Origin of the sequence: Oscillatoria sp. HE19RPO (genome assembly GCF_024220515.1) — a bacterium.
In the GTDB taxonomy this organism is placed as follows: Bacteria; Cyanobacteriota; Cyanobacteriia; order Cyanobacteriales; family Laspinemataceae; genus Laspinema.
On sequence record NZ_JAMXOT010000169.1, the window covers coordinates 1 to 25,835 of the forward strand.

20 protein-coding genes are annotated in these 25,835 nt (G+C 47.4%); 8 read left to right on the forward strand and 12 right to left on the reverse strand.

What is annotated here, in order from left to right; all coding sequences use genetic code 11:
* Positions 1-370 precede the first annotated feature (370 nt).
* From NG833_RS16205 to grpE, 7 genes are all read right to left on the reverse strand, one after another.
* Entirely contained in the window at positions 371-796 is a 426-nt protein-coding gene (locus tag NG833_RS16205) for a type II toxin-antitoxin system VapC family toxin (protein ID WP_254566324.1), read from the reverse strand.
* On the reverse strand, positions 793-1,053 hold the full coding sequence (locus NG833_RS16210) for a hypothetical protein (protein WP_254566325.1): 261 nt from the start codon (positions 1,051-1,053) through the stop codon (positions 793-795). The genes NG833_RS16205 and NG833_RS16210 overlap by 4 nt, the downstream gene beginning before the upstream one ends.
* Before the next feature lie 144 nt (positions 1,054-1,197).
* Complete coding sequence (rsgA, locus tag NG833_RS16215; RefSeq protein WP_254566326.1) at positions 1,198-2,427, reverse strand: small ribosomal subunit biogenesis GTPase RsgA; 1,230 nt, start codon at positions 2,425-2,427, stop codon at positions 1,198-1,200.
* Positions 2,424-2,618, reverse strand: coding sequence for a sulfurtransferase TusA family protein (locus NG833_RS16220; protein ID WP_375293918.1), 195 nt, complete (start codon positions 2,616-2,618; stop codon positions 2,424-2,426). Before NG833_RS16220 ends, rsgA begins: the two co-directional genes overlap by 4 nt.
* A gap of 62 nt (positions 2,619-2,680) precedes the next feature.
* Positions 2,681-3,811, reverse strand: a complete 1,131-nt coding sequence (gene dnaJ, locus NG833_RS16225) for a molecular chaperone DnaJ (RefSeq protein ID WP_254566328.1) — start codon at positions 3,809-3,811, stop codon at positions 2,681-2,683.
* Between the two features lie 474 nt (positions 3,812-4,285).
* Positions 4,286-6,145 carry a molecular chaperone DnaK gene (gene dnaK / locus NG833_RS16230; protein ID WP_254566329.1) on the reverse strand — a complete coding sequence of 620 codons (1,860 nt, stop codon included), beginning with the start codon at positions 6,143-6,145 and terminating at the stop codon, positions 4,286-4,288.
* A gap of 156 nt (positions 6,146-6,301) precedes the next feature.
* Entirely contained in the window at positions 6,302-7,084 is a 783-nt protein-coding gene (gene grpE, locus NG833_RS16235) for a nucleotide exchange factor GrpE (RefSeq protein ID WP_254566330.1), read from the reverse strand.
* A 928-nt stretch (positions 7,085-8,012) separates the two neighbouring features.
* Between grpE and NG833_RS16240 the strand changes: the two genes are divergently transcribed.
* From NG833_RS16240 to NG833_RS16265, 7 genes are all read left to right on the forward strand, one after another.
* Positions 8,013-8,456, forward strand: coding sequence for a hypothetical protein (locus NG833_RS16240; protein ID WP_254566331.1), 444 nt, complete (start codon positions 8,013-8,015; stop codon positions 8,454-8,456).
* A 294-nt stretch (positions 8,457-8,750) separates the two neighbouring features.
* Positions 8,751-8,873: a hypothetical protein gene (locus NG833_RS30470; RefSeq protein WP_256556016.1), complete on the forward strand. Its 123-nt coding sequence runs from the start codon at positions 8,751-8,753 to the stop codon at positions 8,871-8,873.
* Between the two features lie 224 nt (positions 8,874-9,097).
* Positions 9,098-10,657 carry a bifunctional phosphoribosylaminoimidazolecarboxamide formyltransferase/IMP cyclohydrolase gene (gene purH, locus NG833_RS16245; protein ID WP_254566332.1) on the forward strand — a complete coding sequence of 520 codons (1,560 nt, stop codon included), beginning with the start codon at positions 9,098-9,100 and terminating at the stop codon, positions 10,655-10,657.
* A 146-nt stretch (positions 10,658-10,803) separates the two neighbouring features.
* Positions 10,804-11,874 (forward strand): cupin-like domain-containing protein, encoded by a 1,071-nt coding sequence (locus tag NG833_RS16250; RefSeq protein ID WP_254566333.1) that lies wholly within the window; start codon positions 10,804-10,806, stop codon positions 11,872-11,874.
* A 42-nt stretch (positions 11,875-11,916) separates the two neighbouring features.
* Entirely contained in the window at positions 11,917-13,053 is a 1,137-nt protein-coding gene (locus NG833_RS16255) for a cupin-like domain-containing protein (RefSeq protein ID WP_254566334.1), read from the forward strand.
* 113 nt (positions 13,054-13,166) lie between these two features.
* Entirely contained in the window at positions 13,167-14,039 is an 873-nt protein-coding gene (locus tag NG833_RS16260) for a 2OG-Fe(II) oxygenase (protein ID WP_254566335.1), read from the forward strand.
* An 89-nt stretch (positions 14,040-14,128) separates the two neighbouring features.
* The gene (locus NG833_RS16265) at positions 14,129-15,037 is read left to right on the forward strand and encodes a 2OG-Fe(II) oxygenase (protein ID WP_254566336.1); all 909 of its coding nucleotides are present in this window, start codon (positions 14,129-14,131) and stop codon (positions 15,035-15,037) included.
* A 188-nt stretch (positions 15,038-15,225) separates the two neighbouring features.
* On the opposite strand, the gene NG833_RS16270 is transcribed toward NG833_RS16265, so the two are convergent.
* From NG833_RS16270 to NG833_RS16290, 5 genes are all read right to left on the reverse strand, one after another.
* Complete coding sequence (locus tag NG833_RS16270) at positions 15,226-17,844, reverse strand: putative Ig domain-containing protein (protein WP_254566337.1); 2,619 nt, start codon at positions 17,842-17,844, stop codon at positions 15,226-15,228.
* 380 nt (positions 17,845-18,224) lie between these two features.
* A complete protein-coding gene (locus tag NG833_RS16275; RefSeq protein ID WP_254566338.1) occupies positions 18,225-18,896 on the reverse strand; it encodes a hypothetical protein in 672 nt (223 codons plus the stop codon).
* Positions 18,884-19,330 carry a DUF488 family protein gene (locus tag NG833_RS16280; RefSeq protein WP_254566342.1) on the reverse strand — a complete coding sequence of 149 codons (447 nt, stop codon included), beginning with the start codon at positions 19,328-19,330 and terminating at the stop codon, positions 18,884-18,886. Before NG833_RS16280 ends, NG833_RS16275 begins: the two co-directional genes overlap by 13 nt.
* Positions 19,320-19,970 (reverse strand): DUF488 family protein, encoded by a 651-nt coding sequence (locus NG833_RS16285; protein WP_254566339.1) that lies wholly within the window; start codon positions 19,968-19,970, stop codon positions 19,320-19,322. The genes NG833_RS16280 and NG833_RS16285 overlap by 11 nt, the downstream gene beginning before the upstream one ends.
* 297 nt (positions 19,971-20,267) lie before the next feature.
* Complete coding sequence (locus NG833_RS16290; RefSeq protein WP_254566340.1) at positions 20,268-24,839, reverse strand: PAS domain S-box protein; 4,572 nt, start codon at positions 24,837-24,839, stop codon at positions 20,268-20,270.
* 234 nt (positions 24,840-25,073) lie between these two features.
* Between NG833_RS16290 and NG833_RS16295 the strand changes: the two genes are divergently transcribed.
* A complete protein-coding gene (locus NG833_RS16295) occupies positions 25,074-25,724 on the forward strand; it encodes an HAD-IB family phosphatase (protein ID WP_254566341.1) in 651 nt (216 codons plus the stop codon).
* The last annotated feature ends 111 nt before the right edge of the window (positions 25,725-25,835 follow it).

The following is a 25,835-nucleotide window of genomic DNA, read 5'->3' on the forward strand; positions in this document are numbered from 1 at the left end:
GGTATCTTCAACGTGGGGACCCCACCCTAACCCTACCCTTGGCAAGGGGAGGGGACCGGAGGTGGATTTTGGGTATCTTCAACGTGGGGACCCCACCCTAACCCTACCCTTGGCAAGGGGAGGGGACCGGAGGTGGATTTGGTTAACCTCAAGGTGGGGACCCCACCTGACGTCTCCCCTTGCCAAGGGGAGGGGACCGGAGGTGGATTTTCGTGAACCTCAACTTGGGGACACTCCCCTGGATTAGAAACCCGTTTTCTCTCCCTCCAGCAATGGACTTAGAAACCCGGTTTCTGCGACTATCTGGAGCGTTCTCACCTAAATTTTGAAAAGAAACCCGGTTTCTCGACTTAGAGGGGAAAGCTGTTCATCACTTTGCTTCCCACGGATTAACCCAATCAATTCCACAATCTAAAAAGTCGCGGGTGTTACGGGTGGCTAATGTTGCTTGGTGAACTCTGCAAATGGCTGCAATTTGTGCATCAAATTGCGAGATGGGGCGACCAATTTGTTTGCGGTAAGCAGCTATTTGGGAATAAAGTTCAGCGGCTTTTTGCTCGAATGCTAAAATTCGCTCGGGCAAGTAATGCTCAAAGACAATCAATGCTCCGTCGAGCAATTTCTGTCGTCGCTGTCCTTCTGGGAGGATTTGAATACCATAAAGAATTTCGGCTTGGGTAATGCTGGTTGTGTACAGTGATACACCCTTTTGGCTGGCTAACCATTCGCGGATGATGCTGGAACCCATCGGCTGAATGAGTTCCGAAATCACGTTGGTATCGAGAATGATTTTCATGGATCGCCAAACAGGGTTTCGTCCACTCGGATGGATTCCCGTGGCTGGATTGGAATTTCGCTGGGTTCGATCGCACTGAAGTGGTGCTCAAAGACTGCAATTAACCACTGGCCCTCGTTTTCAAAGTTTTCGGGTTGGAGTTCGGGGTCTGGCTTGTAGGGGGTTGGGTGCAGTTCGCGATCGAGAAGTTCAAACAGTTTTTGCTTGTCCGTCAGGTTGAGTTGCTCAATGTCTGGCAAGAGTTCATTGAGGGTCATGTCTAGCTCCTGTTATGTTGTATCTACCGTTTGATCAAGGTTTGGGGGTCAGGTTTCCAATTCAGGGTGATTTCTAGCATGGTTTTATCTTGCAACTTATTATATTTTATCAAGAGGAATTGAGATGTTCCCGTGGGGTAGGTTTCAAAATTCCTGGTTTTCTTCTTCCTCAAAATCCTGGTATAATTGTTCTAAATTTTGATGTTCAAACCGTCGAGAAACGCGCCGATATTTCTTAGATTCTAACTTCGGTTCGTTTTGCTCGGTTCCTTTGCCTTTGCTTTTAACCTTCATGCTGGATTCGGGATTGCTTTGTTGGGAGAGGATTTCTTCATAGATAATTGCCTCTTCCAGAAATTCTAAATAATCCTCATACCGTTCCCAATCTCCACTGACTACGCAGTTGGGTTCGTCCCGATGTAAGCAGTCGCTAAACTGACAGGTTCCCTCTTGCAGGCGTTGGCGCGCTTCGGGGAAATATTCGGCTAATTCTCGCGGGGGAAAGTCGAGGTTGGGTTGATTGAATCCGGGGGAATCTGCTAGGAGTCCTCCGGTGGGGAGGTCAAATAATTCCACATGGCGGGTGGTGTGGCGTCCGCGTCCGAGTTTGCCGGAGACATCGCCGACGCGCAGGGTTGCGAAGGGGATGAGTTGGTTGATTAAGCTGGATTTGCCGACGCCGGAGGGTCCGGAAATTAAGGTGATTTGATCTTTGAGCCGATCGCGCACGGCATCAATCCCTACTCCGGTTTCTACACTAATAAATAAAGGTTGATATCCCCAACTTTCTAACCGTTCTTGCCACTCAATTCGCTCTTTTTCTGAGACTAAATCGGTTTTATTTAAACATAACAATACCGATAATCCAGTGGATTCGGCTTTAACCAGGAAGCGGGTGAGTTGATGGGGGTCGAGGGTGGGTTCTTCTATGGCGAAGACGAGGAGCACTTGGTTGGCATTGGCGATCGCCGGACGATCCAGTTCCGTTTGTCGGGGGAAGACTTCGGCAACTGCACCTCTGCCACCTTCCCAATCCGGTTCTTCTATCACCACGCGATCGCCTACCATCACCTGCTGCCCGATTTTTTTCAAGCGCGATCGCCGGGTACAAAGCAGAGTGGATGCCGTAGCAACTGCTCGATCCAACTGTACCCGATAATAATTCGCCTGGACTGCCACAACCGTCCCAGTAATCCGAGATTCAGACTCATCCGGAGTCACAGGAGAAAGCAACTCCGGGCGATCGTCTGGGGGGGACATATTCCCGCAGTCGGGATTCCCTCCCCTTGTCTCTAACTCGCCATTTTCTGAGAGGCGATCGCTTGGGGTCCTTGCCCCCATCAGGGTCTCTGCTTCATCCTTGCCATTACTCATGCAGATTTGGGCGCACGTCGAACTTGAATGGCAAAAAACCCCCCTCGGTCCTCAATCAATTCCATACTATGTCCATCCATCACCAGACTATCGGGAACCTGTTCGATGGGTTCTCCCGGGTCCAGCCAGACTTCTAGCACTTCCCCGGGATTCATTTTATCCAAGCGCAGTTTAGTCCGCACGAAATTCATTGGACAAGGAGTTCCGCGCAGATCCAGAGTCGGGTAATCGGATTCAGAGGTTAGATTTTGGGTCACTTGTTAAACAAATCTCCTAAAAATCCTTTACCCCCTTTCCCCGTGCGATCGCCTTTCAGTTTCGCCAACTGTTCCAGCAAGGGCCGTTCTTCTGCGGTTAACTTCGTGGGAATCTCGATCGCCACAGAAATCAGATGATCCCCACGCACTGCCGGATTCCCTAACTTCGGAACCCCTTTTCCATCCAACTTCATCACCGTATTCGGTTGAGTACCCGCCGGAATCGTGAGTTCCGTGGGTCCATCCACCGTATTCACATCCAGACGACATCCCAAAATCGCCTGAAGATAACTAATCTTAATTTCCGAGAGGATATTAATATTGTCGCGCTGAAACTCCGCATCTTCATTCACGAACAAATAAACGTACAAATCCCCCGACGGACCACCCCGGGCCCCGGCATCGCCTTCCGCAGAAACCCGCAAGCGAGTCCCATTATCTACCCCGGGTGGCACATTAATTTTGAGTTTCTTCGTCTCTTGTTTGACCCCGGCCCCATTACAAGCTTCGCACTTATCCTCAATGGTTTCCCCAGTCCCGTTACAGGTGGGACAAACCGAGACTTGAGTGAAACTGCCAAAGGGGGTACGGGTAGCGCGGCGGACTTGTCCTGCACCATTACAGGTGGGACAAGTGCGGGGACGAGTTCCGGGTTTGGCCCCAGTTCCCACACAGACGCCACAGGTTTCCAGATGAGAAATGCGAATTTCTTTTTCGCCGCCAAAAATTGCTTCGCGGAAATCCAGTTTCAAATCCAGACGGAGGTCATCCCCACGCACGGGTCCGCTTCTTCTGCGGCCCTGTTGACCGGGAACGCCACCGCCTGCAAAGCCACTGAAAAAGCTCTCAAAGATGTCAGCAAAGCCCATATCGCCCATATCGCCGAACCCGGGACCTCCGGCAGCGGAACCGACTCCGGCTTCGCCAAATCGGTCATAACGGGCACGGACTTCCGGTTCGCTGAGGACTTCGTAGGCGAGATTGATTTCTTTAAAGCGCTCTTCAGCGCCCTCTTCTTTATTGACATCTGGGTGATATTTGCGCGCTAACCGGCGGTAGGCACGTTTAATCTCTTCTTTGTCAGCAGTGCGAGCAACACCTAGAATTTCATAGTAATCGCGGGCCATAGAGCGCTTCTGGTAAAAATAAAAAACAAAAGGGACGCAAGCAATGGACTGTCATTTGGGGGCGACAACCCCGGAAAGGTTCGGTTTTGGGAATCAGGGGGGAGACCTCTCCCCAAACCCCTCTCCTAAGAGGAGAGGGGCTTTGAGACCTAAGAAGGTAGGGAGAATAATCCAATTTTTTCTTGCTGGGATTGCTTTCCGGCTCCCCCTTCCCTCGGAGGGAAGGGGGCTGGGGGGTTAGGTCTCCAGATGGTAGGTTACCCAAGAGACCTCTCCCCAAACCCCTTCCCTCGTAGGGAAAGGGCTTTGAAACTCCCCCTTCCGGCTCCCCCTTCCCTCGTAGGGAAGGGGGCTGGGGGGTTAGGTCTCCCCCCAACCCAACCCTCAGATTGCGATCGCCACCCCAGAGGAGCAGGTTTCCCTAAAAAAGACCCAACCACTGATTCCCTCGTCAGTCTAAGGACCGCAAGGGAATTACTCAGATGGATTGGCCTCTTCTTTTTCCTCTTCTTCTTCCGGTGGGTTGGATTGCTGATAAACGGCAATTCCCACGGAGAAGAGAGTTTCTTGGAATGCGGACATTCGCTGTTTAAGCTCTTCCACCTCAATGGTTTTATTTTCGAGGGCAGCTTTGAGCTGTTTCCCTCGGTCCTTGAGTTCTGCCTTGAGCTCATCGCTCAACAGAGCCACGTTATCTTTTAAAGTCGCTTTATAATTATAGAACAGGCTTTCAGCCTGGTTTTTAATTTCTGCAACTTGTTTGCGATAGCGGTCTTCGTCGGCATATTTTTCGGCATCTTGACGCATTTTCTCGATTTCTTCGTCGCTCAAACCGCCGGTGCTCGTGATTTGGATGCTTTGGACTCGTTCGGTGCCTTTGTCTGTGGCGGTGACATTGAGAATGCCATTGGCATCAATTTCAAAAGAGACTTCGATTTGAGGAACCCCTCGGGGTGCGGGGGGTATTTTATCGAGGATAAAGTTGCCTAGGCTTTTATTATCTTTGACCATTGCCCGTTCCCCTTGCAGGACATGGATTTCCACTTCCCGTTGGCCATCGGTGGCGGTGGAGAAGGTTTGGGCGCGGCTGGTGGGAATGGTGGTGTTGCGATCGATAATTTTGGTGAAAACGCCGCCCAGGGTTTCGATGCCGAGGGAGAGGGGAGTCACGTCCAACAGGAGGACATCTTGGACTTCCCCTCCGAGGACCCCGGCTTGAATTCCGGCCCCGATCGCCACCGCTTCATCGGGATTGACCGTGCGATCGGGTTCTTTGCCGCCAAAATAATCACTAATGGCTTTTTGAATCGCTGGAATCCGCGTCGAACCGCCGACTAAGATAATCCGGTCGATTGCCTCGATACTTAGGGTGCTATCTTTAATCGCTTGGGCGACGGGTTCTAAGCTGAGTTTAACCAAATTGCTGACGAGTTCTTCAAACTGCTCTCGGGTCAACTCCATTTCCAAGTGTTTGGGTCCGGTTTCGTCGGCGCTGATAAAGGGGAGGTTAATGGCGGCAGTTTCCCGAGAGGAGAGTTCAATTTTGGCTTTTTCTGCCGCTTCGCGAATCCGTTGGACGGCCATTTTATCGACGGAGAGGTCGATCCCCTCATTGATGCGGAATTGTTCCACCATCCATTTGACCAGGGTGGTATCAAAGTCATCCCCGCCGAGGTGGTTGTTGCCGGAGGTGGATTTGACTTCAAAGATGCCGTCTCCGAGTTGGAGAATGGAGACATCTAAGGTCCCGCCTCCGAGGTCAAAAACGAGGATGGTTTGGTCTTGTCCTTGTTTGTCTAAGCCGTAGGAGAGGGCGGCGGCGGTGGGTTCGTTGATAATTCGCAGCACTTCTAATCCGGCGATCGTGCCTGCATCTTTGGTGGCTTGGCGTTGAGCGTCGGTAAAGTAAGCCGGAACGGTAATCACCGCTTGGGTGACTTCTTCTGAGAGATAGGCTTCGGCATCCTCTTTGAGCTTTTGCAGGATCATGGCCGAAATTTCCTGGGGGGTGTAGGTGGTCCCCCGGATTTTGACATCTACGGTGTCGTCTCTGCCTTTGGTACAGGGGTAGGGAACTCGGGATCGTTCTTCTTCTGTGTCTTCCCAGCGACGACCGATAAAGCGTTTGATGCTGTAGACGGTGTTTTCGGCGTTGGTGACGGCTTGGCGTTTGGCAAGCTGTCCGACAACCCGGGAGCCGTTTTTGGCAATTCCGACAATACTGGGGGTGGTGCGTCCGCCTTCGGTGTTGCTAATCACGTTGGGTTTACCGCCCTCTAAGACAGCAACACAACTATTGGTGGTCCCGAGGTCAATTCCGATGACTTTTCCCATAGCGGTTCGGCGATTAAGGTGTGCGTGGCAATTGGAGGAAGGGTGGGTTCCCGTCGCGAAAGGGGGCGACGGAGTGGGGGGAGGATACTGGGTTGGTGCGAGCGATTCGGACCGGGGATCAGGCGACTGGGATGCCGCCGATCGCTGAGGGTGAGGTTATTCTTGAGGACTCTGCGGAGTTTCTGAGGCTGGAGTTTCTTCGTCGTCTTCGGGTGCTGCGGCGACTTTCACCATTGCGTGTCGCAAGACGCGATCGCCTAGCATATAACCCCGGCGGAATTCATCGGTGACGATGCCTTCGGCATATTCCCGGGTGGGTTCGCGCATCACGGCTTCATGGAAGTTCGGGTCGAACTCTTCTCCCTTGGGATACATGGCGGAGACGCCGATGCGTTTGAGGCTTTCTACCATCTGCTTATAAACGCTCAGGTAGCTTTTATGAATGTTCATTTCCCCATCGTTTTGGGGTTTGATTTGTTCTTTGGCTCGCTCGAAGTTATCCACGACGGATAATAATTCGCGGATGGTGGCGCATTTGGCTTGGGCTTCGAGTTCGAGCTTTTCTTTTTGGGTGCGCTTGCGGAAGTTGTCAAAGTCGGCGGCTAATCTGGCATATTGGCTTTTTAATTCTTCTAACTGAATGGTAAAAGCTTGATTAGCCTGGACTAAGGCTTCCATCGCCATGAACTCTTCGGGACTGGCGTCCGAGGTTTCCGGCGCGGCGGCGGGTTCGGCTGTTTCGGTTGGGCTATTCTCTTCTACCCCAGCTTCCCCAGGGGCGTCCTGCACTTTCCCTTGATGACCCCATTCATCGGAGGCGGCTGCCTCGGATGCGTCATCAGCGGAATTGGATGCTCCGCCGGAGTTCTCCGCTGCCCATTCTGTTTGTGTTTTTTCTTGCTGTTTTTGTTCTTCTGTCACTTGAGCCTCCTTGGACATTTGGAAACCCCCGCGTCTTAAGACCGGGGAGGAAAAATGACTGAGGGGACGGGTATCCCTCGCGCCTTTCAACGACAGATCAGCGCCAAGCCTCGGTTATCCCATGCCAACTCTCCTGTTTTAGAAACTGGCCTTACCCTCCCTAGGTTAGTGGGTGAAGCGAAGGCGATCGCTCCCAACAGAATCCTTGTTTAGCCTGGAGCTGATGTTCTTAAGCGCACTGGAGTTCACTTTACCATTTTATTACCCTCCCTGACAGGGGGTACGGGGTCCTCTGACCTCCGGTCGGTGACTGCCCAAAATTAGCTGAATGTTCAGTCAGTTGTCAGTTACTTATGATGAATTAATTATAAGTAATCATTGGGAATCGGGAATTTGCACAGGGTTTCCTCTAATTTTTTAAAGATTTTGTAAATTTTGACGCTGAATTAGGCCGGAAAAGGGTGATAAACTGTCTATAACTCAGGCCGTAGTTTGAAGAGTCGGTAAAAATTAATAAATGTTGAGGAAAATCAGGAAAATATGATGAAAAAAGATGAGATAATAAAATGAATTCGCTCAGGATGCCAGTAGCAGTTTGACCCTAGAGTATTTACGGAGATCAAGCCTCTGATAAAAACCAGCAAAATGCTCTGTGAGGGAATTTCCAGCCTAGGTGTTCCGCTTTAGGAAACAAAGTTTCAGTTAGAATAGTCATAGAGAATAGGGGAAAAATCTTCAGGCGATCGCGGCAGAAGGCAGGAACGAATTGCAAGATTCCGTTTCCGCCATTTAACCGGCACAGGACAGGTAATTCATTGTTATAAACTCTCTCTACTCACCGGAAACTCAGAACAGGAGCAATTTTCCGGAGCCTTGCGAAATTGGGGTGCAACTGACATCTACAACAGAACCCTTATGCCAATTTCACCGATTCGGGAGGCTAATTGTGAAAGAACTTACCCCAGATTCCTATCCAGAACAACCCGTGGATGATGTGGTCCACTCCTACGATCGCATTCTCTTGGCCATCGTCGTGACGGGACTATTATATTGGTTTCATATCGCTTGGCGCGATCCGGGCAGTCCCCCTCAAGTTGCGAATGCGAATCCGGCAACCGTGGAACTCTTATCGGAAGTCGCCGCTGACCAAGTATTGCAAGCGGTATCCACGGACTCGGGTTTACCCAAATCGGCACTTGCCATCGTGGAGAGCGAACCGGAAGTAGAGATAGAAGGGATGTGTTCGGCGATCGCCGCCGATTGCAGTCTGACACCCCCACCCTCTGTTCAAGTCAAAATTGCCAGTCAGGAACAACTTTGGGTTTATCGGCTCAACCATTCCGGAAGTGAAGTAAAAGTTGAAAAAATCAGTTCGTCTCGACTTCAGTGAACCCTAGAGCAAGACTCTTTGAGTAACCAATACTGCTGCATTGAGGATAGTCAATTTATGAACCTCCAAAGAGGGCCAACTAGATTGAGGAAATTAGGTCTGTTCATGGGTACATCCAACAAACAATCGCTCCTGTAAGTTCAACTTGCAGGAGCGATTTGTTTTAAAGACGGGATTAAATTGATAAAAACCCCTTCATTTTGAGTTATAAATAAATCATCGGTCTCCCCGGGCGCGATCGCCTTCCCCCTAGAGACCTTCAAACCCTAGTTGTTTTTATAGGTGCGTCAGAATATGATCCTCGCTTTAGAACTGCCCATTTCTAATGGCTTAATCGCTCAAATTTCCTTTACCCTAGTCGTAGCAGGCATTTTCCTCTGGCAAGCTGTCAAAGCTTACCAAGAAGTCAAAAAGTAAGGGCAACCGATGGGGCTATTGCGACAACCCCCACTCTTGGTTGTCGCAAACCGTCGGTCTCTCTCACCTTCCCCCACATCTCACAATCCCGGTTAACCGGAGTCCGTCAACTCCTGCCCCAAAAATTTCGGAACCGAAAAACAAGACAAAAATTTTACAGAAATATCCAAGGAAGGATTATCCTAGTAGAGACCAAATTCCACACTCTCAAAGGATGATTCATCATGGCGCGTCTGGCACTGTTGAGCACATCTGACAAAACCGGGTTAATCGACCTCGCCCGCCACTTAGTTGAGGAATTCGGCTTTGACCTCATCAGCAGTGGCGGGACCGCAAAAACGCTCAAAGAAGCCGGTTTGCCGGTGACAAAAGTCTCCGACTATACCGGGTCCCCAGAAATTTTAGGGGGCCGGGTCAAAACCCTGCATCCCCGGATTCATGGTGGCATCTTAGCAAGACGGGACCTCGCGGAGGACCGGGCAGATTTAGAAACTAACGACATTCGTCCGATTGATTTAGTGGTGGTCAATCTTTACCCCTTTGAACAAACGATCGCCAAGGAAGGGGTAACTTTTGCTGATGCGATCGAAAATATCGACATTGGTGGTCCCACTCTGCTCCGGGCCGCCGCGAAAAATCACGCCCATCTGACCGTATTATGTAATCCGGGGCAGTATGACAGTTACTTAAAAGAATTGCGGAGTAACGGGAAAGCGTCCGCTGAGTTTCGCCTATCTTGTGCGAGAACGGCTTTTTGGCATACGGCGTCATACGATCGGGCGATCGCCACTTATCTGGATACCGCAGGAAATGCCGAAACCCAACATCCGACCCTGCCGGATACATTTAGCATCAGCGGACATCAAATTCAATCCCTGCGTTATGGGGAAAACCCCCATCAAGCGGCAGCTTGGTATCAGGTAGGAATCGCGCCCACGGGATGGACAGCCGCGAACAAACTGCAAGGGAAAGAGTTAAGTTACAACAACTTAATTGATTTAGAAGCCGCCCGTCAAATTATTGCGGAATTTCCTGGCAGTCGCGAAGATCCGGCAGTTGCCATTCTCAAACATACCAATCCCTGTGGTGTAGCGATGGCAAATACCCTGGTTGAGGCGTATCAAAAAGCGTTAGCAGCGGATTCAGTGTCGGCTTTTGGGGGAATTGTTGCTTGCAATCGTCCTTTAGATGCAGCAACGGCAACGGAACTGACTAAAACCTTTTTGGAATGTGTGGTGGCCCCGGATTGTGAACCGGAAGCGGCAGAAATTTTGGCGAAGAAATCTAAGCTGCGAATTTTAACCTTAGCGGATTTACAAACTGGACCCAAGAAGACGATTAAGCCGATCGCCGGAGGATTTTTGGTGCAAGAGTCTGATGATGCGATCGCGGAACCGACGGAGTGGAAAGTGGTCACGGAAAAACAGCCCACGGAAGACCAACTCGCGGAACTTCTCTTTGCCTGGAAGGTCGTCAAGCACGTTAAATCTAATGCGATTGTGGTGACGGGCGATCGTACGACTTTAGGCGTAGGGGCGGGTCAAATGAATCGCGTTGGGTCTGTTAAAATAGCCCTGGAACAAGCCGGAGAAAAAGCCCAGGGTGCGGTCCTCGCCTCTGATGGATTTTTCCCCTTTGATGATTCAGTGCGAACCGCAGCAGCAGCAGGCATTGTCGCCGTGGTCCAACCGGGCGGAAGTCTGCGGGATAGTGATTCCATTGCCGCAGCCAATGAACTCGGTTTAGTGATGGTTTGTACCGGCATCCGTCACTTCTATCATTAAAGGATTTGCGGGGGCTAAAACCCCCGCTCGCCTGTTCGCTATCATGGGTTAAATCCCCTTAAAACAGTTAGCAAATATAGGGGTTATTTCATTAAAATTTTGGTTGACCATTTTACTGGACCACAACGATTTACTTAGAGAGGATTATGCAAACTGAAATTTGGCAAGGGAACCTCATCAGTCCTGCCCAATCGGGACTGTCGAATGAGTGGAAACGATGGATTGTGACCAATAAATTGCGCCAGCTTCCCGATGGTCACCTCGTGGATATTCTCGTTCAACGGGGGGTTGATATTCGGATGGCCGTCGCAGAAGTCAAAGCGGTTTCAGCTCATCCCTATTTTCAAGCCGCTTCAGCAATCCTGGATGAAAAAAGCCAAGAAGCAGAAGCTCAAATCGCGGCGCAAGCTATCCAGGTTCAAAAACTGGAAATCCAGCTCGATATTTACCGACAGTTAGAGAAATTAAACCCGAATTATAATCAGGTTCAACGAGTAGAGTCTCTCTCGGGTCCGGAGTTTTTTGAGAATTATTTTGCCCAGAATACCCCGGTGATTTTAACCGGCATCATGGGAAATTGGCAGGCATTGTCTCGCTGGAATCCAGAGTTTTTAAAGCAAGAGTATGGCGAGGTTGGTGTCGAAGTTCAATTTAATCGGGAATCTAACCCTTTATTTGAGCGGGAAAAAGAAAAGCACCGCCAACAAATGAAGATGGGAGACTATGTGGATTTAGTCCTCAGTGGGGGGAAAACCAATGATTATTATATGGTGCCTTTTAATGGGAACTTTGATAGTTTTGAGTTGAAACCTCTGCTTCAAGATGTGGAAATTTTCCCGGAGTATATTGACCCCTCGAACCAAACTGCTTGTATTTTCTTCTGGTTTGGTCCGGAAGGGACAATTACCCCGTTGCATCACGACCCCTGCAATGTGCTGCTGTCCCAAGTCTATGGCAGAAAACGGATTCGCCTGATTTCTCCCAACCAAAAAGCTTTGCTTTATAATCAGGTGGGGGTTTACAGTGAGGTGGATTTACTCAATCCCGATTACGAGAAATATCCCCGCTTTAAGGATGTGGAAATAATTGAGGTGATTTTAGAACCCGGAGAGGTGATATTTTTGCCGGTGGGATGGTGGCATCATGTGGAGGCATTAGATATTTCAATTTCGGTTTCTTTTACGAATTTTTGGATTAGTAATTATTACAATATCTAGGGGGTAAGGAGGAAAATGAAGGTTGATAGAGGACCGGAACCCATGATAGCTGAACCCATCAGCGTTGACTCGGCGATCGCCACAGCAGATGACTCGCAACTGGTGCAAGTGATGTTAATGCTCGACGGGGGTCATCAATGTGAAATCGCTTTAATGCCGGATGCGCCATTGCTGGGGGAACTATTTCAAGCCTTAACAACGGAACCGGAAAAGAGCGAAAGTAAACTGTTTCAAATTCCCATTGAAGAGGGAAAAGGGGCTTTGTATTTTCCCGCCCCATCCTTAGTGGCGATCGCCACTGATCCTGCGGTTTCCGTGGCAACCCCAGAGGAACCAAAACCCCTCGAAAACTGGGAAGATATCGCACCGGACGATCCAATTTACCACCTGGAATGGCAACTCAATATTTACCATAAGCTGGAAAAACTTTCTCCTAATTATGGCCAACTCGAAAGAATTCCCCATGTTTCCGGTCCGGAATTTTTAGAGCGCTTTTATATTAGAAACAAGCCCGTGATTTTCACCGACTTGATGGATAATTGGAAAGCCCGTTCTTTGTGGAATCCCCAATATTTTAAAGAGCATTACGGTCACGTTATCGTCGGTGCCCAGTTTAATCGAGAATCCAATCGGCAGTATGAATGGTATCGAAATAAGCATCAAAAAATGCTGCTATTCGGTGAATTTGTCGATCGGGTTCTGCAAGGGGGCGAAACCAATGATTACTATATGGGGGCCTACAATGGTAACTTTAGCCGGGAAGGGTTGAAAGGACTGCTGGATGATATCGAACTATTTCCCGAGTATTTAACCGATACCAAAGACGTCAATCGCATGGTGTTATGGTTTGGACCAGGAGGGGCGATTACACCCTTGCATTTTGACCCTTTAAATACCTTCCTCTGTCAAGTCTATGGACGGAAACGGGTGCGCTTAATTCCGCCCAGTCAAAAACATTTACTGCACGCTTATGGGAATTTTTTCAGCAATATTGACTTGGAAAAGCCCAACTTTGAGCGCTATCCTCAACTCAAGGAGTTGGATATCATTGAGTTAATTGTTGGCCCGGGAGAGGTGCTATTTTTACCCGTGGGATGGTGGCATCAAGTGCGCTCTTTGGATGTGTCTATTTCTGTGTCTTTCTTGAATTTAGCATTTGAGAATAACTTTGATGCCTAAAGTGGCCTAATCAAGAAATAAAAACAACGGGCGAGGGGGTTGCTCTCAGGAGTGTAGACTAATAATCTACCATCAGCCCTCCTCGAAATTAAACCAGGAGATTAAAGATAAAAATGGAAGCTAGGGAACTCGAATTGAACCGCGTACAAGTGATTGTGATGATGACGGGAGGTCATCAATATGAACTGTCTTTAACCCGGGATGAACCGTTGCTGAAAGAGTTGTTCCAAGCGTTAAGCAATCGGGGGAAGAATGGGGGAAAAGAGGTGTTTAAAATTCCCAATGAAGAGGATGATTCCTGTTTGTACATTCCTCGGGATGCGATCGCGGCGATCGCCACCATTCCTCCCATTTCGGTGCAATCCCTGAACTTACAACCGCTATCTCCACAACCGGAACCCAGTCCCCAACAACCCCAGCAACTCATTGAATCCAGTATTGTGCAACTGGATAATTTTCTAAAACCGGCAGAGTACCAGCAATTAATTGAGACGATCTTTCCCCAGGAAGGGACCGCATCTAGTGGGATTCAGTTGCCGACGCCTCAATCCTTTGCACGTTCGCGAGAAGTGCTGTTACACCGGGTGCAAATGATGCTTCCCGATGTGCTGATTCAGTTGGGATTGGAAGGGTTTCCCTTGGCGGAAATGGAAGCAGAGGAGATTCCGAATCATGCCACTGAGGGAGAGGGAATTTCTACCGATGGAAATAGTCCCGAAACTGCCTTAAGGGTGTTAAACTTCATGTACTTTTTCTATCAAACGCCCAAACCTTTTACTGGGGGAGAAGTGCGAGTTTATGATAGTCAGCTTGTGAATCATCAAGTGAGTGCCGCACAATCCTATAAAACCATAGAACCGCGTCAGAATAGTATTGTATTTTTCTTGACAAGTAACGCTTATGAAGTGCTACGAGTGTATCCGAACTCCCCAGCATTTCGCGATCGCTGCTTCCGGGTACAGGGATGGATACGGCGATCGGGTTAACCGGAAATGGCTACCCGGAAACCATTTCCGGGTAAGATTTTGCTCACTTTCCCTATGTCTTAAAGTCCAATTGCTATAAACTTCAGCGTATGACATCGAATCTCACCGAAACACAAACCGTCCATGTAATGCTCTTGATTGCCGGGGGACATCAGTGTGAATTGTCCCTGCCATCGGATGCGCCATTGTTGCAAGATATGCTAGAAGCGATCGCCCTGCGTTCTCACCCTGAGCGATCGCAACCGAATAAACTCTTCCAGATTCCGATGGAAGATGGAGGACCTACCCTATACTTTCCCAGTCGTTCCATCGTGGCGATCGCCACCGAGCCGCCCGTTTCCCTGCCGGAAATTGCCCCAGAAACCGAACCCACTCAGTCCCAGTTGGCAGCTTCCGCACCGATTGTCATCGAATCCAAATTTCTGAAAATCCAGAACTTTTTGAGTGAAGCCGAAAACCAACGAATCCTCAACTACGTGATAGAAAATCAGGGAGAATTTGAAGACAGTAGAATCGGCATTGACGAACCGAATTATCGGCGATCGAAAATATTTTATTACTTCCAAGACTTCGGGGAACTCATCAAAGAACGAATCAAACAAGTGCTGCCCGAAGTCCGGGACCACCTGGGCCTTCCTCCCTTTGAAATTAGCGAAATCGAAGCGCAAATCACCGCTCATAATCACCAACATTACTATAAAGCCCATAATGATAACGGAGACTCCGAAACCTCTAATCGAATCATCAGTTACATTTACTACTTCCACCGAGAACCCAAACCCTTTAGCGGCGGACAACTGCGAATATACGACACCTTAAAACTCTCGGACACCTTATATTCCATGCCCGAATCCTATACCGATATTCCCCCAACCAACAACAGCATCATCTTCTTTATCAGTAGCTGTTGTCACGAAGTTCGCCCCGTAATTTGCCCATCCAGAAACTTCTTAGATAGCCGATTTACCCTAAATGGATGGATTAGAAAGGCATCATAAAGAGCGAATTGCATCAACCATCGGGGGTTCAAAACCCCCGATAAAAGCTGCGAGTCAGATAAATCCGAGCGATCGATGTTTTCTCAATGGTTAGAAGGGATTTAGATCCGCAAAAATTCAGAGTCTACAGGAGTCACAACCCCCTACCGTCAACATCCGTCACTCCGTGAACATCACCCCTTTATAGATTACCCCACTTCAAAAAAATTATCTGGATTAATCACAGAAATATCCATCTCATTCAAAATGGCAAGTAACTCATCCCCAGCATAAATCAATAGGCCGTTGTTTCCTTGATTAAAGGTTAAATCATTAAAGGTTAATCCTTGTGACAACCCAATTAAATCCTCTCCTTCGGTAAAATCAACAATCAAATCAACTCCGGCATCTTTACGGATAATAAAGCGGTCCGGTCCCTCTCCACCCATTAGGATATCATTTCCTAAATCTCCAAACAACCAATCTTCTTCATTACCTCCTATCAATAAATCATCCCCTTTCCCCCCATACAGCACATCATTCCCCTCCCCACCAATCAGGGTATCATTTCCTTGATTGCCATAGAGAAAATTATCACCGGACCCGGCATAAATTAAATCATTTCCCTCGTTTCCATAGAGGATATCTACACCTGTTCCTCCCACGAGAGTATCCTCTCCTTCTCCACCATGAATCCAGTTAGTTCCATTACCCGCTTTGATGAAATCATCCCCTGGATTGCCTTGAATAATATCATGACCCTCTCCCCCAAAAAGAGAGTCATTCCCACCTAATTCTTGGATAAAGTTATCTCCTGCAATAGCTTGAATCAAGTCTGAATCGGAAGTTTCTATTAAAGTATTGTTGGAAGATTTTTCTGCTTCGTGGAATTCTAATTGAATGAAATGTGAGGAGGAGAGAGGAGAATCTGATATTTCCTCGTTGGCAAGAAGTGCTTTAAAATAAGAAGGTCCAATGGGTCCAAATCCTTGAAGTTGAATAAAGCCAATCTCGGTTATTTCTAGGCTGTTTTCTACCCATTCGAGAGGATTCGTTTCCGATTCCGGAGGAGTTTCTAACAATTCAGGAGGATTCGTTTCCGATTCCGGAGGAGTTTCTAACAATTCAGGAGGATTCGTTTCCGATTCTGTTTCCAATTCCGGAGGAGTTTCTAATAATTTAGGAGGATTCGTTTCCGATTCTGTTTCCAATTCCGGATGAGTTTCTGACAATTCAGGAGGATTCGTTTCCGATTCTGTTTCCGATTTTGGAGAATTTTCGGACAATTCAGGAGGATTCGTTTCCGATTCTGGAGAATTTTCGGACAATTCAGGAGGATTCGTTTCCGATTCTGGAGAATTTTCGGACAATTCGGGAGGATTCGTTTCCGATTCTGGAGAATTTTCGGACAATTCGGGAGGATTCGTTTCCGATTCTGGAGAATTTTCGGGCAATTCGGGAGGATTGTTAGCTTCTGAGTCAGGATTGTTAGCTTCCGATTCGGGAGAGTCTTCTTCTTCAAATTCTGGATTTGGTGTTACTGGACTGACTTCCAAGGTAACAATATCACTAACGGAAAGACTACCATCGGAAGCGGTGACTTTAATATTGATATTGCCGATATTATTTTCCAGAGGAGTTCCGATGAAAGTACGAGTTGTGGCGTTAAAGATTAACCAAGGGGGTAACTCACTACCATCATCTAAGGTGGCAGAATAACTGAGGGGATTGCCATCGGGGTCCTTGAAGGTATCTGCGGGAAGGGTAAAGTTAAATAGAGTGGATACCGTGGCGGTTAAATCAGCGATCGCATTCACAACCACCGGAGGATTATTAGCGCTATCGTTATCGGTGATATTTGCCGTGACTGGATCGATGCTAATTCCATTATAGTTCGGATCGGTAGATGTAGCGGTATGAGTAATCGTTCCGATCTGATTTCCTTCTACAAGATTATCATCAACAGCCACAATTTCGACGGCTTGAGGTTCATCCCAATTTTCAGGAGTAAATATCACAGAATCAACCCCAGTTGTTGTGTGATGATCGGGATTAATCGTAATCGTTACTTCAGCAGTGGGTCGATTGGTTAAAACTATCGTATAGGTATCCGTCGCTCCTCCTTCCGTGACATTTGTGCTGCCGTCAGACTCGGTGATAATAGCATTATACCAAGCCAAACTAAAATTATCAATGGCCAATCCGTGGTCATGTCCCTCATCGTTGAGGGTTACCCACCGAATCCACAGGGTTTGATTATTCTCCCAAGTTAAATCATGGATTGTCCCCCCCTGATTAGCAAGTGAACCCTCCATATTTCCATTGACTGCACCACCTGTTGCCGAAGCCAAAGGGGAGGTGAAATCAAAATTTCCCCCGGGGTTATTCCAAGTTTGAACTGTATCAAATGTTTCTCCCAATCCATACTCCAACACCATTGTTTGCGGCGTTGCATTTGCCCCCCTTCGCCATTGTTCGCCATCAAAATCCAGGGTGATACTATTAATGGGTAAACCTGTGGTATTGGTTGCAGCAAAAGCAATCCATCCGGCTATGGTTCCAGTCGCTGGACCCCCAAAATAAGCACCCCCTGAACCGAGTCCTCCTAAAGCGCGATCGGAGTCATCGGTTACTCCATAACTATAAAAACTCCCTTTATTACTTCCTCCGTGATTCGCGTCATAAGTGAACACTTCGCTTCCAGGTTCTGGTTGACGAAATAGATACCATCCCGGCAAGGTAAAATCATTGGTCCAGGCATGATTTGTCCCATTGTTTGCTAGAGAATTAAAATCTTGAATGTAAGCACCCTGAAATGCGATCGCCATGAAAATTCCTCCAAGTTACTCCTAAGATTAACAAAGGTTTTGAATTACCTAAGTAAGGTCTAAATAACCCAAAATAGGTTGACTAAGTTTGACTATCCCGATTGATACAAATCTTGAGAGTGAACCCTCAATGATAGATCCTTTTAATGAATTGACCCTACCGTCGATAGGGAAAATGGGTAAGTCCTCGCTGTACTGGGTATCGCTATAGTCTGGCTAACTGGATCCAGCCCTGGAAACGATTAGCTATCAAAGCGATACTCCGCCTATTTTAATACTACAGGGATCATAACACCAACCTCTCCCCAGATATTGCAGATAGGCAACTGTCGTTTTCCCCGATCCTAAAAGCAGGAACTCCAGTTTCGGCGGCAGTTCCTTTACAGTTCAATGACACCGGCAATGAGTTTCCAACAGGGAGGTTCACCTTCCCAGTCTGAAGGAGCCCAAGGAATACTGAGACTGACGGTGACAAGGCAATTAGGGGAGGGTTGATGTCCAGACTCTAATTTTTGGACGAATACCGGATCGGTAATTTTGGCTTTTTCGAGTTTGCATCCATTGGCGGTTTCTATTGTTCCGCGCCACTGATTTTGTCCTTTGTAATTCGTATGCTTATGAATGTAAAAATTGTTTATTTTTACCAGTTGGAGGGTGCGACGGTGATGAAAGGGTCGGGTTTTTAAATCGGAAGGATTCACGGATTTATCGGAATTGTGGAGGATATATTTAAAGTTTAAACACTGCCTGCGGATATCATTGAGAGTGGCTTTTCCTAGATAATTCCATTGTCCGGGTAGAATAGAAAGGTTTTCACATTCAAAGCCGAAATCCGGTCCGGTATCATCGAGGGGGATTTCTAAAATATCCAGTAATTCTGGTTCTCTGCCTTCTACGAGGCGAACATAGATGGGAACTCTGCCATCTTCGGGGTATAAGCGATCGCAGACGGGACGAATCCATCTGCCCGTATCATAGTCAATTCCAGCGATACAGCGTTCCTGGTGTTTCCAGGAGTTCGCCAAACAGATAATTCTTCTCACAGATGACATATTTTCACGTTCCCCCATTTTCCGTTGAGGTATTCTGCCACGAGGCGGCGATGGCAGTGATGCGGTAGGGCTTCACTACAGAGTAAACAGGCCCCATCAAGCTGTTCTGGCGTCACTTTTTTCTCGATTTTCCGAGTCTCTATCAGGTGCAAGAATTTCTGTTCATAAATCGACCATTCCCCTTTACCCTTTTTATACTCATTCAGAATGTCTATGGTGGGGGCTAAGTCTAAAATATGAAGATATTCAATGTCAGAAATGGTTTTCAAAAAGTATTGCAGGTCGTGTTTTTTTGCGAATCCAGCTAATTGGGAGACATTATTTAATCGAGTATCAATAATGCGTTTAACTCCTGCTTGTTTCAGGGTTGTAAAAAAGGTTTCTGCACTCTTTTGGGTAAAGCCAATTGTAAATAAATTAATATTATTGTTCATCATTCTCCGTTGTTTTTTCGATGTAGGCAATTTGGTCGCCTTGCAATTGATAGGCTGTTTTTAAACAGTCTTCTCGGGTTGGCAAGTCGTTATTGGGTTCTGAAAATAAGGAAAGTTGGATAGGTTGATTGTTGGGATTGTTCTGGTATTCGCTTAATCCCTGTTTAACGAGCATTCTTTCTTCTAAGTCGTGATGCGGTTCCAATTGGCCGGTTTTTAAAATGTGGTTAATTTCAAGATTATGCTGCCGCAGATGTTGACAGACTAAGATGGCGCGATGGCAAGTGAGGGGGTCTTGTTCGGCACACATGAGGGAAATTTTATGGGTGTTTAACCCGTTGAGGACCCGATTGAGTCCAGCTTGAAAGTCTGGGGTGGCGGCAATTTTTTCATAAAGGGCTTTTCCCTCGATATAACAATCCGGGTTGCTGGGTCTTGCCCCTAATTCTTGGCCGAGAAAGACATATTTAATGCCTGCTTTTTCTAGGGATTCTTTGAGGAGGGTGCGGTTAAAGTGGGGTAAGTATCGACTGTAGGGATGGGAACGAACATCTGCTAAGGCATCGATTTGATGCTGTTGCAGGAGTTGGATAAATGTGTCTATTTCGTGATTAGAATGGCCAATTGTGAATAATTGCATCAAGATGACTCCTAGGATTAACGAGGTGGTAAATTATGTATTCTCCTCATGTTTTCTTTGGGGCTTTAATTTGAGACTCAATGAGGGTCTCTATTTTTAATTGCTCCCACAATTTTTAGGAAAGTTGGGGAATTTCAAGAGAGGCTAAATATATCATGCACCCATCCCAGTTGTCAAGCTTCTCTAACTCCAAAAAATTAAAGTAACAGAAAAGACGGCTTCTTTCTGGTCAGGGTCAGAATGATTTAGACGCGGCGATCGCCATCATAGGGGAGAATTTTAAGGGTTCTGCTGGGGTTATTTCAAGGGTAACTCGATCGCAAATTCAGTGCCAACACCCTCCGTCGAAGAAAAGCGCAGGATTCCTTGATGATTTTCGGTGATAATTTGATAGCTGGTTGGCAATCCCATCCCGGTTCCTTTCCCGATCGCCTTAGTGGTAAAAAAAGGATTAAATAGCTTTTCCTGCACCGAGGCATTCATGCCAATCCCATTGTCTTGAATCACAATAGAGACCCTATTTTCGAGTAAAAAATGGGTCTTCAAGGTAATACAACCTACATAATTAGATAGTAACTCAGGGGGTAAACTGTTGCGCCGTTCTTCAATTGCCTCGATCGCATTCATTAACAGATTCATAAATACCTGATTGAGCAGACTGCTGGAACATTCAACCTGGGGTAAGTTCCCATACTGCTTGATGACTTGAATCTCTGGAACTTTCCCATGACCTTTTAAGCGATTGTGTAAAATCAATAAGGTACTTTCAATATTTTCATGGAGGTCTACCGCTTTAGAATCTGCTTCATCTAACCGTGAGAATGTCCGCAGAGACTGGACAATATCGCGAATCCGGGAAGCTCCATTTTTCATGGATTTAATAATTTTAGGAAAATCACTGATGAGAAAATCTAATTCAATCTCTTCCATGAATTCGGTAATTTTATCAGGGGGATTGGGATAGTAGTTTTGGTAAAGCTGAATCAGTTCTAACAGATTATCTGTGTAATCCGAGGTGTGAGCTAGGTTGCCATAAATAAAACTCACTGGATTATTAATTTCATGGGCAACCCCAGCCACTAACTGACCGAGACTGGACATTTTTTCGGCTTGAATTAACTGGACTTGGGTATCTTGGAGTTCGCGATAGGCTTGTTGGAGTTCTTGGCTTTTGGCTTGAGAATCTTGGTACAATTGGGCTTGATAGATGGCGATCGCCACCTGAGTGGCAATACTCTGCAACAGTTCCAGTTCATCATCCTGCCAGGGCCGATCGCTGGCGATTCTCCCCATTTCAAACCCACCCATTCGCACTCCTGACGTATGGATCGGTAAAATCAAATAGGTTCCCAATCCGGCTTGTTCACACCAGGCTTTTAACGGTTCATCACTAGAATTAGCCACCCGATCTAACCGATATATTTTCCCTTGCACCATCTGCTCAAAGAGTAGCGGGAAATTATCCATTGGATAGAAACCTAGCCAACTGGCTAGTTGGGGATTTTTCTGTTCTTTAACGACTTCTAAGGTGTGAGGTTCGGTGTCTGTGTGATACCAAACAAAGGTACACAGATCGATCTCGATTTCAGCAAAAATTGCATTCACCGCATTCTGCAAAATGGTATCCAGGTCGAGACTATTGCGAATTTCTGTACTGATATGATTTAATAGTTGGGTGCGCTTGAGCAAGGCTTGGAGTCGTGCTTCGGCTTGTTTGCGATCGGTAATATCCCGAATGATTGAGAACACATCCTCTCCACAGAGTGAAAACCGAGCTTCGTAGTTTCGCACGCCATCGGGCATCACCAGTTCGTATTCAAATGACTGCATCTGTTGAGTCGTTAAGGTTTCTTCAATCAATTGTCCGGTCGGTTGTGCCAGAAAGTCTGGCAAAATTTCATATAAATTTTTGCCTATAAATTGCTCCGGGGGTACTAACGGGGTCATCTGTGGCGAGCATTTATAATCTACGAAGACTTTATCTCGGTTGTAGCGCAACATCATATCCGGAATGGCTTCAAGCAGGGCACGAGTCTGAGCTTCACTCTCTTGTAAGGCTTTTTCGGCGGCTTTTCGTTCCGTAATATCCGCTAGAACTGACCAAATATATTCTCCCCCATCGGAGCCCTCAAATTTTAACCCAATCAGTTCTATGGGCACCCGATGCCCTTGTTGGTGGATATACTCTTTCTGGTAAGGACCATATCGCCCAATGGTATTGAGGGATTCTAATTGCCTTGCCTCATCCTCGGCGTACTCTATTGGGGTTAAATCCCAGTAGCTCAACTGATTTAATTCCTCTAGAGTATAGCCGGTGATATTGGAGGTGGCAGGATTAGCTTCAATAAATCGACCCTGGATATCATTGAGGGTAATCCCCAAGGGACACAGTTGAAAGAGCGATCGCAGCTTTTCCTCACTGATTCGCAGGGCGGCTTCGGCTTGGATGCGCTCTGTGATATCCTCAAAGATAGCCACAATCCCCATTACTTGCCCGGTGCGATCGTGCAGGGGGATCTTAGTCGTTTCTATCCAACTGTGACTGCCATCAGGGTTCGACTTGGTTTCGACTAATTTCAGCAGTGGGCGATCGCTCGTCATCACCTCGCGATCGCAATTTTTGTAATGGGTTGCTTCTTCTACACTCAGACAAAAATCCTCATCGGTTTTGCCGACAAATTCCTCTGGACTGCTTCCCCTAAACGCCTTGACAAAGGCTTGATTGCAGCCCAACACCACACTGTGACGATCTTTCCAGACTACCGACTGCGGCAAGGCATCCAGAATTGTTCTTAACAATTCTCGGGACTGGTCCAGTTCATTTTCCGTCAATGCACGTTCGGTAATATCCATTGTTGTCCCAAACATTCGCACCACTTGATTCTTCCGAAACTCCAGTTCAGCCCGGACATTAATATATCGCACTTCTCCATCCGGACGGAGGATGCGAATATCGAAGTTTTGAGGAATCCCTTCCTGCGCTTCCATGGCCCGCGCTTGGAGGAAGGCGCGATCATCCGGATGAAATTGTTCCAAATGTTCAGTCCAGCTTGGTTCTGCCTGGTCTGGATTCATGCCCAATATCCGAAAAACTTCGTCAGACCAAGTGAGTTCTTTGGTGGTCACATCAATGGACCAGTTGCCCAGATGGGCAACTCTTTGGGCTTTTTGCAGTTGTTCTGTGAGTTCAAACAGCGCGAGTTCATTGGCTTTGCGATCTGTCACATCACTATGAATCCCGATAAACCGCCCCGGGTTGTTTTCATCATCCCACTCCACGATTTTACCAATCGCTAAATTCCATTTATACGAACCATCTTTACAGCGAACCCGATGTTCATTCTTATAAATTTCTGTTTCACCTTTAATATGTTTTTCTAACTCTTGATACATTTGAACTCGATCCTCGGGATGGACACGATTTTCCCAGAGCAATTCCTGGTCAATGATTTCTTCTGCATCATAGCCCAAAAATTTCTTCCACTGATTGTTAGAAAAAACCATCTCATTGGTCTGTAGATTACATTCCCATGTCCCGGTCCCGGTGTTATCCAGAGCCAGTTGTAACCGAATATGACTTTCTTTGACTGCAATTTCGGCCTGTTTCTGATCGTGAATATATCGGGCAATTCCTAAACAGGCAATCACTTGTCCTTGATCGTCAAGCAACGCTGATACATTTGTGGAATGCCAGTAATAGTGACCATTTTTATGTAATCCTCGATATTCAAGTCCCCGGACATTTTCTTGTTGCAGCGATCGCTCAAACGCATTGATACAAATTTCTAGATCTTCAGGATGAACAACCTCGGCAAAGGAATGATGTAACAGATCGGAATCTATATATCCCATTATGGATTCAAACGTCGGACTGACATAACTAAACGTCCCATCAGGATCAATGATAAATACCATATCGTTGAGATTGTCAATCAGGTTGCGAAACTTACTTTCGCTCATTTGCAGTGCCTTTTCCCGGGCTTTGAGTTCGGTAATATCCCGAATATAGCCATACCAAGTGATGCTCCCATCTGGTTCTGCCTGGGGGGTGGAGTGGGCGAGAACCCATATAACCTGGCCATTGGAATGACAAACTCGATACTCACAATGCCACGGGGTAAGCTGCTTGGCGGACTCTAGAATCGTCTGGGTCACTCGCGGCAGGTCCTCGGGATGGACGGATTCAAACACTGGGGCAGAATCCTCACGCACGGATTCCGGCGCAACGCCATAAATGTCTCTTAACCCGTCACTGGCGTAGGGGAAATAAGACTGACCATCAGGAAGGAGGCGAAACTGATAGATCACCCCAGGAAGATGACGGGTAAGCTGTTGAAAGCGATACTCTGCTTCATTTTGTGGGGTCAGCATCAGGTGAGAGTCGGAGGGGAAACGGGAGATGTCCTGATTGGGGATGAGGTGTTGAATTGGGTCTGGTACGGGTTGGCAGTTGGTAACATCTCGGAAAATTAGCAGGTGATAATCAGCCCAAAAATTAGCCTGGGCAACATATTCTACCTCTCGCACTTCCCGGTCCGGGCGGATGAGGCGAACGCGATCGCAGATTTGACCTTGTGCTAACCAGGTTTGCCAAGATTGGTCGAAGTCAAACTCCGGTGTGGTAAAATCTCTGAGGTTATATCCGACCAGGTCTTGCGGTCGTAATCCTAATAAGGAACAGGCGGCAGGGTTGGCATCCAAGTAGTAGCCCCGGCGATCGACGATCATCATGGCATCTAAGGCGGAGGCAAAGAGCGCTTGGAAAGCTTGATTGTTTTGGGGGAGAAAGGGGTGAACGGAATCAGAATCTACGTCCTGGCGATCGCCCGGAAGGGACAACTGAAACTCAATTTGACGGGGTAAGATCATGGCAGCAACACTCTAAACGATGATCGGGGCCGAACATTGACAATCCCACGACTAAAAGCCCCGGGCTGTTCAAATTATACCCACAAGGAGAAGACTCAGAACTCAGAAGCGATAGATCTTCTTGACAAGGGCGATCGATCGTCGGTTGAATAGTCTTAATTCTATATTTCTCACGGCCTGGGCTGTGAAATCTGTTATTTTCTATAGCTTCTACTGAACCCTGAGCAAAAAACTGTGAAATCGGATTCCTTTGAACGAATTGTCTTGTGTGATTTTGATGGGACCATTACCACGGAAGATACTTTCGTGAAGATGATGCAGGAGTTCACTCCGAACCTGGCGCGAGAACTGCTGCCGGAAATCTATGCCTTGCGCTTAACCCTGCGCGATGGCGTGCGACAGACCCTGGAATCGATTCCCTCGGCCCAATATCCAGAGATTTTGGCGTTTATGGAGGGGGAACCGATGCGACTGGGGTTTGTGGAGTTTCTGGATTTTTTGGAAACCCAAGGGGTGCCGATCGCCATTGTTTCTGGCGGGTTGCGGGGAATGGTAGAAACGGTATTAGGCCCTTTGAAACACCGGGTTTTGGCGATTCATGCCATTGAAGTGGATCTCGGTGCCAAGTATCTGCGGGTCCATTCCGAGTTTGAAGCGGGCACGGAATTGGTCAATAAGGTTGAGGTGATGAGGCGGTATTCGGCAGAGGAAACCGTGGCGATCGGGGATTCGGTGACGGATTTGAATTTGGGGATGGAAGCGGGGGTGGTGTTTGCGCGCGATCGCCTTGCCACCTATCTAACGGACCGCCAAAAACCCTATTTGCAGTGGCATGATTTTTTTGACCTGCGAGACAGTCTCGATCGCCGGTGGAATTCTGTCTAAGGGAACTCCAAAAAATAAAATCTCCAAAACGTTCGTTTGCAGTGACTGCTCAATAGAGTAGTCAATGTAGGGGCGCAATGCTTGCGCCCTCCGGAGGGCGCAAGCATTGCG